Annotated in this window: 7 protein-coding genes; 1 reads left to right on the top strand and 6 read right to left on the bottom strand. The window is 65.3% G+C overall.

Features of this window, described 5'->3' with window-relative positions:
• Positions 1-3: 3 nt before the first annotated feature.
• A complete protein-coding gene (gene uvrA / locus BX592_RS23525) occupies positions 4-5,898 on the bottom strand; it encodes an excinuclease ABC subunit UvrA (protein WP_134195069.1) in 5,895 nt (1,964 codons plus the stop codon).
• An 812-nt stretch (positions 5,899-6,710) separates the two neighbouring features.
• Here uvrA and BX592_RS23520 point away from each other — a divergent pair.
• Positions 6,711-6,956, top strand: coding sequence for a hypothetical protein (locus BX592_RS23520; protein ID WP_134195067.1), 246 nt, complete (start codon positions 6,711-6,713; stop codon positions 6,954-6,956).
• 39 nt (positions 6,957-6,995) lie between these two features.
• Here the strand turns inward: BX592_RS23520 and BX592_RS23515 are convergent, their stop codons facing one another.
• The 5 genes from BX592_RS23515 to BX592_RS23495 form a co-directional block, all read right to left on the bottom strand.
• Positions 6,996-7,910 (bottom strand): ABC transporter ATP-binding protein, encoded by a 915-nt coding sequence (locus tag BX592_RS23515; protein ID WP_134195065.1) that lies wholly within the window; start codon positions 7,908-7,910, stop codon positions 6,996-6,998.
• A 76-nt stretch (positions 7,911-7,986) separates the two neighbouring features.
• Positions 7,987-8,976, bottom strand: a complete 990-nt coding sequence (locus BX592_RS23510) for an ABC transporter permease (RefSeq protein WP_134195063.1) — start codon at positions 8,974-8,976, stop codon at positions 7,987-7,989.
• A gap of 117 nt (positions 8,977-9,093) precedes the next feature.
• On the bottom strand, positions 9,094-10,941 hold the full coding sequence (gene atzF, locus BX592_RS23505; protein ID WP_134195061.1) for an allophanate hydrolase: 1,848 nt from the start codon (positions 10,939-10,941) through the stop codon (positions 9,094-9,096).
• A complete protein-coding gene (gene uca, locus BX592_RS23500; protein WP_134195059.1) occupies positions 10,938-14,639 on the bottom strand; it encodes an urea carboxylase in 3,702 nt (1,233 codons plus the stop codon). The genes atzF and uca overlap by 4 nt, the downstream gene beginning before the upstream one ends.
• Positions 14,636-15,292 carry an urea amidolyase associated protein UAAP2 gene (locus BX592_RS23495; protein ID WP_134195057.1) on the bottom strand — a complete coding sequence of 219 codons (657 nt, stop codon included), beginning with the start codon at positions 15,290-15,292 and terminating at the stop codon, positions 14,636-14,638. Before BX592_RS23495 ends, uca begins: the two co-directional genes overlap by 4 nt.
• Positions 15,293-15,298 lie beyond the last annotated feature (6 nt).

Genomic DNA, 15,298 nt, shown 5'->3' with positions numbered 1-15,298 from the left:
CACCTACCCCACCTTCCGCGCGTCGTCCGCTTCCTGTGGCGCCACGCCTCCCCGCGCCAGCACGGGCGCAAGCGCCTGCCCGGTATGGCTCGCCCGCACCTTGACGAGGCCTTCAGGATCAGTCGCGGCGACGATCGTGCCTCCGCCGACGCCGCCTTCCGGCCCGAGATCGATAATCCAGTCGGCTTCGGCGATCACATCGAGATCGTGCTCGATCACGACGACGCTGTGTCCGCCATCCGCGAGCCGGTGCAACACGCGGATCAGCTTCGCGACATCGGCCATATGCAGCCCGACCGTCGGTTCATCGAGCACGTACAGCGTATGCGGCGCCTTCTGCCCGCGCCGCGTGATGTCGTCGCGCACCTTCGATAGCTCGGTGACGAGCTTGATACGCTGCGCTTCGCCGCCGGACAGCGTCGGCGACGGCTGACCGAGCGTCAGATAGCCGAGCCCGACATCCTTCATCAATTGCAGCGGGTGCCCGATATTCGACATCGATGCGAAAAATCCGACCGCTTCGTCGATTTCCATGGTCAACACGTCGCCGATGTTCTTGCCACGCCAGGTGACCGCGAGCGTCTCCGGATTGAAGCGTTGCCCATGACACACATCGCACGGCACTTTCACGTCCGGCAGGAAGCTCATGCCGATCGTGCGCACGCCCTGCCCTTCACAAGCGGGGCAGCGTCCGTCACCGGTATTGAACGAGAAGCGCGACGCGGTGTAGCCGCGCGCCCGCGCCTCGAGCGTATCGGCAAACAGCCGGCGGATCGCATCCCAAACGCCGATATAGGTCGCCGGGCATGAGCGCGGCGTCTTGCCGATCGGTGTCTGATCGACTTCGAGCACGCGATCGATCGCTTCCCAGCCGCTGATCGATGCACATCCTTGCCACATGTGCGTGACATTCAGTGCCGGCCGCGGCGCACTGCGGGCGAGCACGCTCGAGCGCCGGTCGGCGCGCGGCTCGTCCGCTTGCGCGGCCTTGCGCGCACGCCGCGTCGCGGGTGACGACAGCACCGAGCGGCCGACCGCGTCGAGCAGGTTGGTCATCAGCACGTCGCGCGCGAGCGTCGACTTGCCGGAACCACTGACGCCCGTCACCGCGACAAGACGTCCAAGCGGAATGCCGACCGTCACGTCGCGCAGATTGTGTAGTTTGCCGCCGTGCACGGTGAGCCACTGCTCGGGCACGGCCGCCGCGCGCTTGCCCGGCGCAATGACCGGCCGCCGCGCCTGCAGCGGATGCGGGATTGGCTGCGCGAGGAACCGGCCGGTCAGCGAGTCGGGCCGCGCGGACAGATCGTCGACGCCGCCCTGCGCGACTAGCGTGCCACCACGCTTACCCGCGCCCGGACCGATATCGATGATGTGATCGGCACGCCGGATCGTATCTTCGTCGTGCTCGACAACGACAAGCGTATTGCCTTTATCGCCGAGCTTGCGCAGTGCGTTCAGCAGAATCTGGTTGTCGCGCGGATGCAGACCGATGGTCGGCTCGTCGAGCACGTAGCAGACGCCCTGCAGGTTGCTGCCGAGTTGCGCCGCGAGGCGGATACGCTGCGCTTCGCCGCCCGACAGGCTCGGCGCCGCGCGATCGAGGCTCAGATAACCGAGCCCGACTTCCTCGAGAAACTGCAACCGGCTCGCAATCTCGCTGACGACGTCGCGCGCAATCCCCGCTTCACGGCCCTTGAGCCGCAGCCCGTCGATCCAGCGACGCGTCTCGGACACGGTCCATTGCGCGACATCGACGATGGGCTGCGCGTCGAACGTCACCGCGCGTGCGGTCGGGTTCAGCCGCGTGCCGTGACAATCCGGGCATGGCTCATCACCCACCCCTTCCGGCTCCTGCTCGTCCGACGGCAGCGTCTGCTCGCGGCCGCGATTGTCGTCGGCGAGCACGGTGTCGTCATACGCGGCGCGCTGCTCGCGCGTCAGCGCGAGGCCGGTACCGACGCAGGTCGTGCACCAGCCGTGCTTGCTGTTGTACGAGAACATCCGCGGATCGAGTTCCGGGTAGCTGGTGCCGCACACCGGGCACGCACGCTTGACCGACAGCACCTTGATCTCGCCGACTTTCGAGGTCCCGCCGTTGCCCATTGCGCGCTGCAACCCGTTGAGCGGTGCAAGCAGGTGCATCACGCCTTTGCCGGCTTCCAGCGTTTGCTCGAGCAGACGCCGCAACTGCGCTTCGTTGTCCGCCGACACGACCAGATCGCCGACCGGCAGTTCGATCGTATGTTCGCGGAAGCGGTCGAGCTTCGGCCACGGGTCGACCGGCACGAACTCGCCGTCGACGCGCAAGTGCGTATTGCCGCGCGCTTTCGCCCATTTCGCGAGATCGGTATAGACACCTTTGCGATTCACAACGAGCGGCGCCAGCATGCCGACGTGCTCGCCCTTGTGATCGCGCAGCACCTGCGCGGCGATCGACTCGATGCTTTGCGACGTGACCGGCGTGCCGTCGTGAATGCAATGTTGCAGCCCGAGCTTCACATACAGCAGCCGCAGGAAATGCCAGACTTCGGAGGTGGTCGCGACGGTACTCTTGCGGCCGCCGCGCGAAAGCCGCTGCTCGATCGCGACGGTCGGCGGAATGCCATACACGGCATCCACTTCCGGACGGCCGGCCGGCTGCACGATCGAGCGCGCGTACGCGTTCAGCGATTCGAGATAGCGGCGCTGGCCCTCATGAAACAGGATGTCGAATGCAAGCGTCGATTTGCCGGAACCGGACACGCCGGTTATCACGTTGAAACGCCCATGCGGAATGTCGACGTCCAGCGCTTTGAGGTTATGCTCGCGCGCGTTCACGATGCGCACCACGTTTTCGCCTTCGACGGCTCGCCGCGCACGCGCGGCGGCGAGCGTCGCCTGCAGCGGCACACCGTCGGATGCCGCCTCGGCGGGCTCGACCGCGAGGCCCATTGCGTTGTCGTATTGCACGAGCGCGACGCCCGTATGCGAGCCCGCGCACTGCTTCACCTGTTCAGGCGTGCCCGCACAGAGCACCAGCCCGCCACCGTCGCCGCCTTCGGGGCCGAGATCGATCAGCCAGTCCGCCGCGCGGATCACGTCGAGGTTGTGCTCGATCACGATCAGCGAATGGCCGCCCGCGAGCAGCTTGCCGAACGCCTGCATCAGCTTCGCGATATCGTCGAAATGCAGGCCCGTGGTCGGTTCGTCGAACATGAAAAGACGCGCCGCGCCCGCTTCCTTCCGGTTGCGCGCGCTGCCCGCCTGCGCGGTTTCCGCGAGAAAGCCGGCGAGCTTGAGCCGCTGCGCTTCGCCGCCCGACAAGGTCGGCACCGGCTGGCCGAGCTTCACGTATTCGAGACCGACGTCGACGATCGGTTGCAATACGCGCAGCACCTCCGCGTCGCCGGAGAAACACTCGACCGCTTCATTGACCGTCAGCTCGAGCACATCCGCGATGCTCAGTGCCCGCGTGCCGCGCTCGATCTTCACTTCGAGTATCTCGGCCCGGTAACGCCGTCCGTCGCAGTCCGGGCAGCGCAAATAGACATCGCTCAGGAACTGCATCTCGATATGCTCGAAGCCCGAGCCGCCGCACGTTGGGCAGCGCCCGTCGCCCGAGTTGAAGCTGAATACCCCGGCGCCGTAACCGCGCTGCGCGGCGAGCGGCGCTTTGGCGAACAGCTTGCGGATTTCATCGAATGCGCCGACATAGCTGGCCGGATTCGAACGCGTGGTCTTGCCGATCGGCGATTGATCGACGAACACCGCGTCGCTGATCTGTTCCACGCCGGACAGCGAACGATGCGCGCCTGGCGTTTCGGTCGCCTTGCCGAGATGGCGCGCAAGCGCCGGATACAACACATCCTGCACGAGCGTCGACTTGCCGGAGCCGGATACGCCCGTCACGCAGACGAGCCGCTGCAGCGGTATCTCGACGTCGACGTCGCGCAAGTTATGTTCGCGCGCGCCTTCGAGCTTGATACGCGGCGTGCTTGCATCGACCGGACGGCGCGACCAGTGCGCGGCGTCGGCCACGTGCTTGCGGCCACCGAGATATTCGCCGGTTAGCGTGCCGGCCGTGCGGATCGCCTGCGGCGCGCCATCGAAGATGATCGTGCCGCCGCGCTCGCCGGGCCCCGGCCCCATGTCGATCAGACGGTCCGCCGCCAGCATCACCGAGGGATCGTGCTCGACGACGACCAGCGTATTGCCCGCGTCGCGCAAGCGCTGCATCGCTTCGACAATCCGGTTCAGGTCGCGCGGATGCAGGCCGATGCTCGGCTCGTCGAGCACGAACAGCGTTTTCGTCAGCGATGTGCCGAGCGCGGTGGTCAGGTTGATCCGCTGCACTTCGCCGCCTGACAAGGTGCGGCTTTGCCGGTCGAGCGTCAGATACCCGAGGCCGACGTCGCACAGGTACTTCAGGCGCGTGCGCACTTCGGCGAGCAGCAGCTTCAATGCATCGTCGAGCAATGCGCTGGCCAGCGTAATCTCGTCGAAGAAGCGGCGGATGCGCTCGATGGGCAGCAGCATCAGATCATGCACGGTCAGCCCCGGCACCGCTTCGAGCTGCGCGCGTGTCCAGTCGACGCCACGCGGCATGAAGCGCTGCGCCGGATCGAGCACCGCGTCCGCATTGGCCTTCGTGCCGAGGCGCCACAACAGCGACTCGAGCTTCAGACGCGCACCGCCACAGGTTTCGCACGGTGTGTAGCTACGATATTTCGACAGCAGCACGCGAATGTGCATCTTGTACGCCTTCGATTCGAGGTAACCGAAGAAGCGTTTGACGCCATACCACTGCCGCTGCCAGTCACCGCCCCAGTCAGGCGAGCCGTTGATCACCCAGTCGCGCTCCGCGTCGGTCAGTTCCGACCACCGCGTATCGCGACGGATATTCGCTTTGCCCGCGTAACGCATCAGGTCGTCCTGACACTCTTTCCACGCGGGCGTTTGCATCGGCTTGATCGCGCCGCCGCGCAGCGTCTTGCGTTCGTCGGGAATCACGAGGCCGAGGTCGACGCCGATCACGCGGCCAAAGCCGCGGCATGTATCGCATGCGCCATACGCGGAATTGAACGAGAACAGCGCGGGCTGCGGGTCCGCGTAGCGCAGATCGCTATCCGGATTGTGCAGGCCCGTCGAGAAGCGCCACACCTGCGGCGCCGCAGCCGCGACCGCGTCGCCTTGCGCATCTTTCGCTTCGTTGAGCACATAGACGTTCACACGGCCGCCGCCGCGTTTCAGCGACGCTTCGATCGCCTCGACGACGCGCGCCTTGTCGACCTGATGCAGCCGGAACCGGTCCGCGACGACATCGAGCACCTTGCGCGGACCAGTCGGCGACGCGACCTCGCGCTGCGCCTGCACGCGCGTGTAGCCGCTCGCGGACAGCCATTGTTCGACTTCGGTATCGCTCGTGCTTTCCGGCAATTCGACCGGAAACGTGATCGCGACGCGTGGATCGTCTGCTTCGGTGCGCGCGGCAAGGTCCGCGAAAATCGTTTCGGGCGTGTCGTGCCGCACCGGCTGAGCGGTCTTGCGGTCGAACAATTCGGCCGCGCGCGCATACAACAGCTTCAAATGGTCGTTCAGTTCGGTCATCGTGCCGACCGTCGAACGCGAACTGCGCACCGGGTTCGTCTGATCGATCGCGATCGCGGGCGGCACGCCGTCGACGCGGTCGACTTGCGGCCGGTCCATCCGGTCGAGGAACTGGCGCGCATACGCGCTAAAGGTTTCGACGTAGCGGCGCTGCCCTTCCGCATAGAGCGTGTCGAACACGAGGCTCGATTTACCGGACCCCGATGGCCCGGTGACGACTGTCATTTCGCCGGTGCGCAAGTCGAGGTCGACGTTCTTCAGATTGTGCTGGCGGGCTCCGCGGATGCGGATCGTTCCATGAGATGCCAATTTGCCATCCGTCAATTTGAGCGTGAAATAACGCGTGAAAACCGGTAGAAGCGCGAAGATAGCGCATTCGCAGTGCACGCCGGTGCGCTGCGCGTCGGGGCACCGGGGGGCGCCGGTTGGGAGCGCGGCCGGCGGTGCACAAGCGCAGGCGACACACGAAGCAGTGAATGTACGCCTGATCGGAGCAGTCGGTTGACCGCCGCGGAAAAGCTGGAATTCGACGGATACTATACTGTATGTTTATACAGTTTTCCATGCCAGCTGATCGGGCATGCGACGCGCACGGTGTGCACGGGCAAGAAAAAACCCGGCTAGGAGCCGGGTCCTTAAGGTCGCCGCCGGCCCGTTGCAAGCCGGATAGCAGCCGGTACCGCCGCCATCTTCGCCTTGCGGCAGTCGACGAGGAGTCGACGATGGTCTTCGTTCACCACCCCCCGGTAGTTCACGAAAGCGGTCGCCGAGGCGGGCGCGATGGCCCGCGACTCGCGCGGCGGTATCAATGTAGAAGCGAACTCTTAACCGGAACTTAAGTCCGGCAAACTTACGATTTGAAACGCGGAAATGCGCTCGGGCCGGAAAAAAGGGGGTTATCGCGTGTCGCGATGCTGCGCGGATGGGTCGAGGGGCCCGGCATGGGTCACAACGTGCGCACACGTGCCTATCATGTGAGAGCGACGACCGGTGCGCGTTAGCACGCGTCACGGCCGAAGCGGCCGCCTGCAACGCAACGCGTGCCGGGCCCGCGCCGTCAATCCCGGGCGCCGCCGCATTCATTCACCCGACGATCGGCAGAAAGGGACCGGAGGACATCGATGCAAAATCCCGCTCTGTTTCACGTGCTGCTCGACCACCTCGAGGCGATCGGCGCGCCGCCACACGACATGGAGCGCTACGTCGATCGCTGGCACCGCCTGAGGTCGCATGAAGCGTTTCCGTGCCCGGTCTGCTTTCTCGCCGGCGAAGAGCAGCCACTCGTGTTGCGTGCGGCGCAGGGCGAATTCACGCCGGTCGAGTGCCCGAGTTGCCGGACACGTTTCGAAGTGCCGCTCGATGACTAAAGCGGCTCGCTGAGCGCTCAACGCTAACCGCAACCACCATCACTCGACGTTATCCGACACGTCAGTCATCCGGATCATATGCGGCTTTACGCCGTCGTCGTGATCGTCGCCCACGGCCGTCGGCGGATGGATCAGCGCTTCGAGCCGCGCCTTGGTCGCGATGAATTCTGGCGACGTCACCTGTGCGTAGTCGCGCGGCCGCGGCACCGGCACTTCGATCAGTTCCTGAACTTCGCCGGGGTTCGCCTTCAGCACGAGGATGCGGTCGGCGAGAAAAATCGCTTCATCCAGATCGTGCGTAATGAACAGCACCGTCACATCGATATTGCGCCAGATGTCGAGCAGATGCGTCTGCATCTTCGCGCGCGTTTGCGCGTCGAGCGCGCCGAACGGCTCATCCATCAGCAGGATGCGCGGCCGGTTCGCGAGCGCGCGCGCAATCGCAACGCGCTGCTTCATGCCGCCCGACAACTGGTGCGGATAGACATCGGCGAATTTCGCGAGCCCGACCAGATCGAGCCATTGGAGTGCCTCGCGCTCGGCCTGCGTGCGACCCATGCCGTTCATCTTCAGCCCGAACATCACGTTCTTCTTCACCGTGAGCCACGGAAACAGCGTGTAGCCCTGAAATACCATGCCGCGCTCGGCGCCCGGCCCATCGACCGGTTGACCGTCGATCAGCACCTCGCCGCTGGTTTGCCGCTCGAGCCCCGCAAGGATGCGGATCAACGTCGACTTGCCGCAACCGGACGGCCCGATCACGCAGACGAACTCGCGCCGGTGCGTCTGGAAACGGATGCCATCGAGCGCGACGTGCTCGCCGCGCGGCGTCGGGAAACGCTTTCCGAGGTCCTGCACGTCGAGAATCACTTCGCGCGCTTTCAGACGCTCGAAGCGTGCGCGCACCGCGTCGGACTGCAGCAGATAGGACGGAACCGGTTGCGGATTCAACATGATGAATTCCTGTGAATAGGCGTGGAAACAGACGGGTCGCGAGTCGGGTTGACGAGTCAGATCAACGCTCGCGCGCCTACGCTTTCAGCGTACGGTCCCATGGAAAAAGCTTGCGGCCAAAGAACGCGAGCACGATATCCGTGCCCAGACCGATGATGCCGATCATCATGATCGCCGCGTACACGTTGTCGAAATGCTCATAGCGCGCCTGCTGCGTGATGTACCACGTGATGCCCGAACTCGTGCCGACCAGTTCCGCGACGATCAGATAGGTCCACGCCCAGCCGAGCAGAATCCGCTGATCGCGATACAGATCCGGCAGCACGCCCGGAATCACCACATGCGTGAGCAGCTTCAGCTTCTTCGTGCCAAGCGTCATCGCGGCTTCGAAGAGTCCGTAGTCGAGCTTGCGCGTCGTGTTCGCGACGATCAGCACCTGCTGGAAGAACGTGCCGATCACGATAATCGCGATCTTCGGCCCATCATAGATGCCGAGAATCGCGACCATCAGCGCGCCGAACGCGGGCGCCGGCAAATAGCGGAAGAACTCGATAAACGGCTCCTGCAGACGCGCGAGCGCGCTATACGTGCCGCACACGATGCCCAGCGGCACGCCGATCGCCGACGAGATCACGAAGCCCCAGAAGATCACCTGGATGCTGTGCCACAGGCTCTGATGCAGCCACGGCCCGTCGCGTGTCGCGGGCGGCGTCGTGAACGCGGTATAGAACGCGCGCAGCACTTCATGCGGCGCCGGCAGATAGACCGGATTGGCGGGTACGCCGGTTGGCAGCGCCGCGTGCTTCGCGCGCGCCTGCGCAAGTTCATCATTGAAGGTCGCCTTGTCGATGCGCATACCCGGCTGGAAATAGTCGACGCTGCCGGGGTTCCCGATCAGCATTTGCGGATGCCAGACGAACGGTACGTAGCTGAGCACGCACCAGATGAGAACGGGCAGCAGGAACGAGCCGATCCCGAGCGTCCAGCGGCTTTTTGTCGACAGTTCGCGGCGCACCGCGAGCCAGTCGTTGCGGCTGCGGCTACTTGCGCGTGCTTGTGCGGTCATTCAAATCTCCCTGCGGGTTCGTTGCATTGCTCGCACGCGCGAGCCCAATCTGGGCGAGGCCGGTCTGCGCGAGCACATCGGAGCCGGCACAACCCGCGCGCATCGTGCGACCCCGGTTCATCGCGCGGCGCGGCTCGCGCGATACGCGCGCCAGCCGCCGAACGACGTAATGTCGGCCGCGCCATCGAGCGCGCTCGTCTCGCACAGAAAGCCTTGCACCGCGCTGCCGTCGGCAAGCGTCAGCGTACCGATGCCAAGCGGTGCGGGGACTTGCGCGACGAAACTGCCATACGCGGCAAGCGGCATCTCCCACACTTCAACTGCGATCGGTGCGCCGTCCGCCGGCACGCGCACCAGCCCTGGCTTTGCGACACCGCCGCTTGCCACGGCAGGCAACGCATAGAGTCGATACGTCGACGCGGTGGTGGTCGCTTCGATCAGGCGCGCGCCGCGTTCGGTCAATTGCCCGTTGAGCGGTTCGCCTTGCAGATGCGCGCCGACCACCGCGACGCGAATCGATGCGCTGGTCGACGCCGGCCGCTCCACCGCACGCGTCTGCGTCTGCGTCTCGACGGCTTCGCCGAGCCAAGCATACGCAAGCTGCAGCAGCGCGGCGTCCTGATGCGCGCGTCCGACGAATGTGACGCCGAACGGCAGCCCGCTATGCGCGCCGGTCGTGCAAAAGCCCGCCGGCACCGCAAGCGCGGACAGATCGAGCAGATTCACAAAGTTCGTGTAATAACCAAAGCGTGCGTTCACGCGAATCGGGTCGGCTTCGAGTTCGTCGACCGTCGCGGTGGTTGCGGAGGTCGGCATCAGGACCGCGTCGATGTGCTGCCATACCGGTTCGGCCCGCATGCGCAATTCAGCGAGTCTGTGTTGCGCGGCGAACAGGTCGGCGGCGCTCCACTTCGCCGCGCCGCCGATGATCGTGCGAATCACCGGATGCAGCGCGTCCGCGTTCTGCTCGAAGAATGGCCGGATCGCCGCGAGCCGTTCGGCGACGAACGGTCCTTCGTAAAGCAGGCGTGCGGTATCGAGAAACGGTTCGAAGTCGATTTCCACGAGTTCAGCGCCGGCTTCGCGCAAGCGCGCTTGCGCCACGTCGAACGCCTGCGCGTACGACGTATCGCCGAAGAATTCGAGTTGCGTCGCGCGCGGCACGCCGAAGCGCACGCCGCGCAAGGCCGGTGCGTCCGCGCGATCGCCAGCAACGCCGGATTGCGCGGGCGTCCATGCGCGCGCGTACGGGTCACCGTCGGCGATCCCGCGCGCGACGTCGAAGACCTGCTGGGCGTCATGCGCGGTGTGCGCGAAGATCGACACGCAATCGAGCGACTTGCAGGCCGGCACCACACCGAGCGTGCTCAGCACACCCTTAGTCGGTTTCAAGCCGACGAGCCCATGAAACGCCGCGGGCACGCGGCCCGACCCGGCGGTATCGGTACCAAGCGAAAACGCGGCGAGACCGAGCGCGACCGCGACCGCCGAGCCGGAGCTCGAACCACCCGACGCATAGCGCGGATCGAGCGCGTTGCGACATGCGCCGTGCGGCGAACGCTGGCCGGACAGTCCCGTCGCGAACTGATCGAGATTGGTCTTGCCGACCGGAATCGCACCCGCCGCAATCAGGCGTTCGACGACAGCCGCGCTCTTTTGCGGCGTGTACGCGTACGCCGGGCAACCCGCCGTGGTCGGCACACCGGCCAGATCGATGTTGTCCTTGATCGCGAACGGCACGCCGTAAAGCGGCAGCGTCTCCGGGTCGTTGCCTTCGAGAGCATCGACGTAGCGCATCATCTCGTCGCGCGTGAGCGCACGGATCCACACGTGATGCGGATCGTCGCCGGCGGTGCGCGCGGCGATCATGTCGACCAGTTGGGCAGGCGACAGCGTGCGCGCGCGATAGCGTGCGCGCAGTGTCGCAATCGTCAGCGCTTGCGGCGCTGTGTTGTCTGGCTTCATTTGTACACGACCTCCTGTGCAGCCTCCGCGGCAACGTCACTGCGCACCGTCATCAGCCGCTGTCCGGCGACGATCGCCGCCCCTTCCACGCAATCGATCGTTTCGATCACGCCGTCGTCGGCGGCTTCGATCGACACTTCCATCTTCATCGACTCGACGATCGCCACGACTTGCCCGGCCGCGACGCGCTCGCCCGCGCGGACCTGCAGTTTCCAGACGCTGCCCGATACATCGGCGACGATGCCGCGCATGCCTTCCGCGAGCGCAGCCGCATCGGCCGAACCGGCCAGGCCACCCGCTGCGCTTGCGCGCTGCGTATCGGTATCGCCTGCTGGCTCACCGGCATATTCGGCGGTGCCCGCCGCGCGCCAACGTTCACGCTCGGCTTCGAACGCCGCCTGCTGCGATGTCTTGAATGCGCCGATCGACGGCGCTTGGTCGCGAAGGAAGCGGTTATACGCGCCGAGATCGAACGTCGACGCTTCGATCTTCAGGCTCGCGCGTCCGGCGACGAAATCCGCGCGCAGTTCAGCAAGCTCCGCTTCGCTGACTTCGTAAAAGCGGATCTCGTCGAAGAAGCGCAGCAGCCACGGCTTGCCTGCGGTGAATTCGCGCGTGGTCCGATAGCGATTCCACATCTGCACCGTGCGGCCGACAAACTGATAGCCGCCTGGCCCTTCCATCCCGTACACGCATAGATAGGCGCCGCCGATACCGACCGCGTTTTCCGGCGTCCATGTGCGCGCGGGGTTGTACTTGGTCGTGACAAGCCGATGGCGCGGATCGAGCGGCGTCGCAACCGGTGCGCCGAGATACACATCGCCGAGACCCAGCACCAGATAACGCGCGTCGAACACGATGCGCTTCACGTCGTCGATACTCGCGAGTCCGTTGATGCGGCGAATGAATTCGATATTGCTCGGACACCACGGCGCATCGGGCCGCACCGACTGCATGTAACGCTCGATCGCGATGCGTGTCGACGGGTCGTCCCACGACAGCGGCAGATGCACGACGCGGTTCGGCACACGCATTCCGTCGACCGCCGGCAGCTCCGCTTCCGCACGCTGCAGATGATCGAGCAGCGCATTGCGCGACAACACGCGCGGATCGAAATGCACCTGCAGCGAGCGGATGCCCGGCGTCAGATCGACGATGCCAGGCAGGCTGTGCGCGTCGAGCCAGTTCATCAGCGCGTGAACGCGAAACCGCAAGTTCAGGTCGAGCACCAGCGGACCGTACTCGATCAGCACATTGCGATCGCCCGATTGCCGGTAGACGACGCCGATGCCGTCGCCTGCCGATGGATCGCGATACAGCACGCAGGCATCCTCGTGGAGGGCGATCTGCGGCGCCGATGGGCGGCTTGCACGCTCCACCGGTCGACCGGCGTCGGCCCGCATCGGCGCGGCACCCGCTTGCGCGCGCTGATCCGCGACTTGCGCAGGCGCGAACCGCACCGTATCGCCAGGCCTCAGTTGCCCGAGCTTCCACAGCTCGTCGGCCACCACGGTCACCGGACAGACGAAGCCGCCAAGACTCGGGCCGTCGGGGCCGAGAATCACCGGCATATCGCCGGTGAAATCGACCGCGCCGATTGCGTACGCGTTGTCGTGAATATTCGACGGATGCAGTCCCGCTTCGCCGCCATCCGTGCGCGCCCACTTCGGCGCCGGACCGATCAGCCGGACGCCCGTGCGGCTCGAGTTGTAGTGTACGGTCCAGCTCGTGCCGTACAGCATCGCGATGTCGTCGGGCGTGAAGAAATCGGGCGCACCGTGCGGGCCGTTCAGGACGCGCAACGTCCAGTCATGCGTGAGGGCTGGAATGCGTGCTGTGTCGAGCACGGCGCCCGCTTCGCCGGTATTCGCATCAGCGGCCAGATGCAGCACATCGCCCTTGCGCAACGCGCGGCCCGCATGTCCGCCGAACTGCCCGAGCGTGAACGTGGCCTTGCTGCCGAGATAATTGGGCACCTGAAGCCCGCCTTTGATCGCCACGCACGCGCGTACACCGGCGCCGGTCACGCCGCCGAGTTTCAGCACCGTACCGGGCACCGCACGCAGCACCTGCCAGAACGGTACGGGTTTGCCGTCGAGCGTCGCGGCAAGCGATGCGCCGCCGAGCACGAACAGCGCGCCGGTATTGAAACGCAGCGTCGCACCGACCATCGTGAACTCGAGGCCCGCCGCATCCGGCGCGTTACCGACCAGTTGGTTCGCCAGCGAGAACGATAGATCGTCCATCGGTCCCGACGGCGGCACGCCGATGTCCCAATAGCCGAGCCGCCCCGGCAACTGCTGGACGGTCGTTTGCACGCCGCCGTCGAGGACGTCGATCGTATGCGGCGCGAACACGAACCGCGACAGGAACGCGGTGGTCTGCGCGCCGCGCGTGAATGTATCGGAGCCGACCACTGCGCGCAGATAGTCGAGATTCGTTTCGATGCCGTAAAGCTCCGACTGCTCCAGCGCGGCGGACAGCGCCGCGAGCGCGGCCTCTCGCGTCGCGCCCTTGACGATCAGCTTCGCGAGCAGCGGATCATAAAACGCGCTGACTTCCGTGCCGGCTTCGACCCACGTATCGACCCGCGCGTCTTGCGCGAACGTCACATGGGTGAGCGTCCCCGCGCTCGGCTGAAACTGCTTGTGCGGATCTTCCGCATACACGCGCACCTGAATACTCGCGCCGCTTGCGGACGGCACAAGCGAATCAAGCGGCGGCAACGCACGTTCAGCCTGGCGAATCATCCATTCGACGAGGTCGATGCCCGTGACCTCCTCGGTCACGCAATGCTCGACCTGCAGACGCGTGTTCACTTCGAGGAAATAGAAACGGCGCGCCTGCGCGTCGAACACGAACTCGACCGTGCCGGCCGATTCATAGTTCACCGCCTGCGCGAGTCGAACCGCGCTCGCGTGCAGCGTCGCGCGCTCGTCGGCGCTCAGGCCAGGCGCCGGCGTCTCTTCGATCACTTTCTGATTGCGCCGCTGCACCGAGCAGTCACGCTCGCCCAACGCAATGACCTCGCCTCGGCCGTCGCCGAAAATCTGCACTTCAATATGTCGCGCGTGTTCGACGAACTTCTCGATGTAGACGCCCGCGTTCGCAAAGTTCGCTTCGCCCAGACGCACGACCGAAGCGAACGCCGCTTCCAGTTCCTGCGCGCTACGGCACAGCGACATGCCGATCCCGCCGCCGCCCGCGGTGCTTTTCAACATCACCGGGTAGCCGATCGATGTCGCTTCGCGCAGCGCCGTGCCGACATCGGGCAATAATCCTGTGCCGGGCAGCAGCGCGACATCGTTCGCCTGCGCGAGTTCGCGCGCGGTATGCTTCAGGCCGAACGCGCGCATCTGTTCCGGCCGCGGACCGATAAAGCGCACGCCCGCGTCCTCGCACGCTTGCGCGAACGCGGCGTTTTCAGACAGAAACCCATAGCCGGGATGCACCGCCTGCGCACCGGTCGCGCGCACCGCATCGAGGATCGCGGCAACGTTCAGATAGCTCGACGCGGCCGCCGCGGGTCCAATGCAAACGGCTTCGTCGGCCAGCGTCACATGCATCGCGTGACGGTCGGCTTCCGAATACACGGCGACCGATGCAATGCCAAGGCGCTTCAACGTCCGGATCACGCGGCACGCGATCTCCCCACGGTTTGCAACGAGCACCTTGGAGAAGCGCCGCGGCCCGCTCATTGCGCCTCCCAGATCGACAGCCGCACAGGGGTCGGGTTATAGCCGTTGCAAGGGTTATTCAGTTGCGGGCAGTTCGAGATCAGCACCGTGACATCCATCTCGGCGCGCATCTCGACATACTTGCCCGGCGCGGAAATACCGTCTTCAAAGGTCAGCTTCCCGAGCGGCGTGACCGGCACGTTCATGAAGAAGTTGATGTTGCTGACGATGTCGCGCTTCGTCAGATGCGTGCCGACGCCGCACGTGCAGTGTGTGATCGCATGCAGGAAGGTGTCGCGGCAGTTATGCATGTGGCGCTTGTCGAGCGAATAACGGACCGTGTTGCTTTCCGCCGCGCAGGCGCCGCCGAGCGTGTCGTGCCGGCCGCAGGTGTCGGCGACGATGGTCAGCATCGGGTTGCCGAGGTTCGACATCAGCACACTGCCCGCGCTCAGATACAGGTTCAACTGCTTGCGGATCGTATCCTGCGCGCTATAGCGTTCGAGCGGATCGGCACTGCTATAGAACAGCGTATCGACGGCCTGGTTGCCTTCGAGATCGAGAATCCGGAAGACCTGTCCGCGCTTCACTTCATGCAGCCACGGTTCGCCGGACGGCAGCGTGAAATCGTAAACCGCGTCGCGCGTGTCCAGCTTGCTTTCGATGATGGTCATGGCGAC

It is taken from the genome of Paraburkholderia rhizosphaerae (assembly GCF_004366595.1).
GTDB classification, from domain to species: domain Bacteria; phylum Pseudomonadota; class Gammaproteobacteria; order Burkholderiales; family Burkholderiaceae; genus Paraburkholderia; species Paraburkholderia rhizosphaerae.
This window is presented reverse-complemented; position numbering and strand designations above follow the sequence as displayed.

Bases quoted from the DNA above. Each gene is read 5' to 3' on its own strand.
- uca (WP_134195059.1), bottom strand. From the start codon at position 14,639: ATGAGCGGGCCGCGGCGCTTCTCCAAGGTGCTCGTTGCAAACCGTGGG.
- BX592_RS23520 (WP_134195067.1), top strand. From the start codon at position 6,711: ATGCAAAATCCCGCTCTGTTTCACGTGCTGCTCGACCACCTCGAGGCG.
- BX592_RS23510 (WP_134195063.1), bottom strand. From the start codon at position 8,976: ATGACCGCACAAGCACGCGCAAGTAGCCGCAGCCGCAACGACTGGCTC.
- atzF (WP_134195061.1), bottom strand. From the start codon at position 10,941: ATGAAGCCAGACAACACAGCGCCGCAAGCGCTGACGATTGCGACACTG.
- BX592_RS23515 (WP_134195065.1), bottom strand. From the start codon at position 7,910: ATGTTGAATCCGCAACCGGTTCCGTCCTATCTGCTGCAGTCCGACGCG.
- BX592_RS23495 (WP_134195057.1), bottom strand. From the start codon at position 15,292: ATGACCATCATCGAAAGCAAGCTGGACACGCGCGACGCGGTTTACGAT.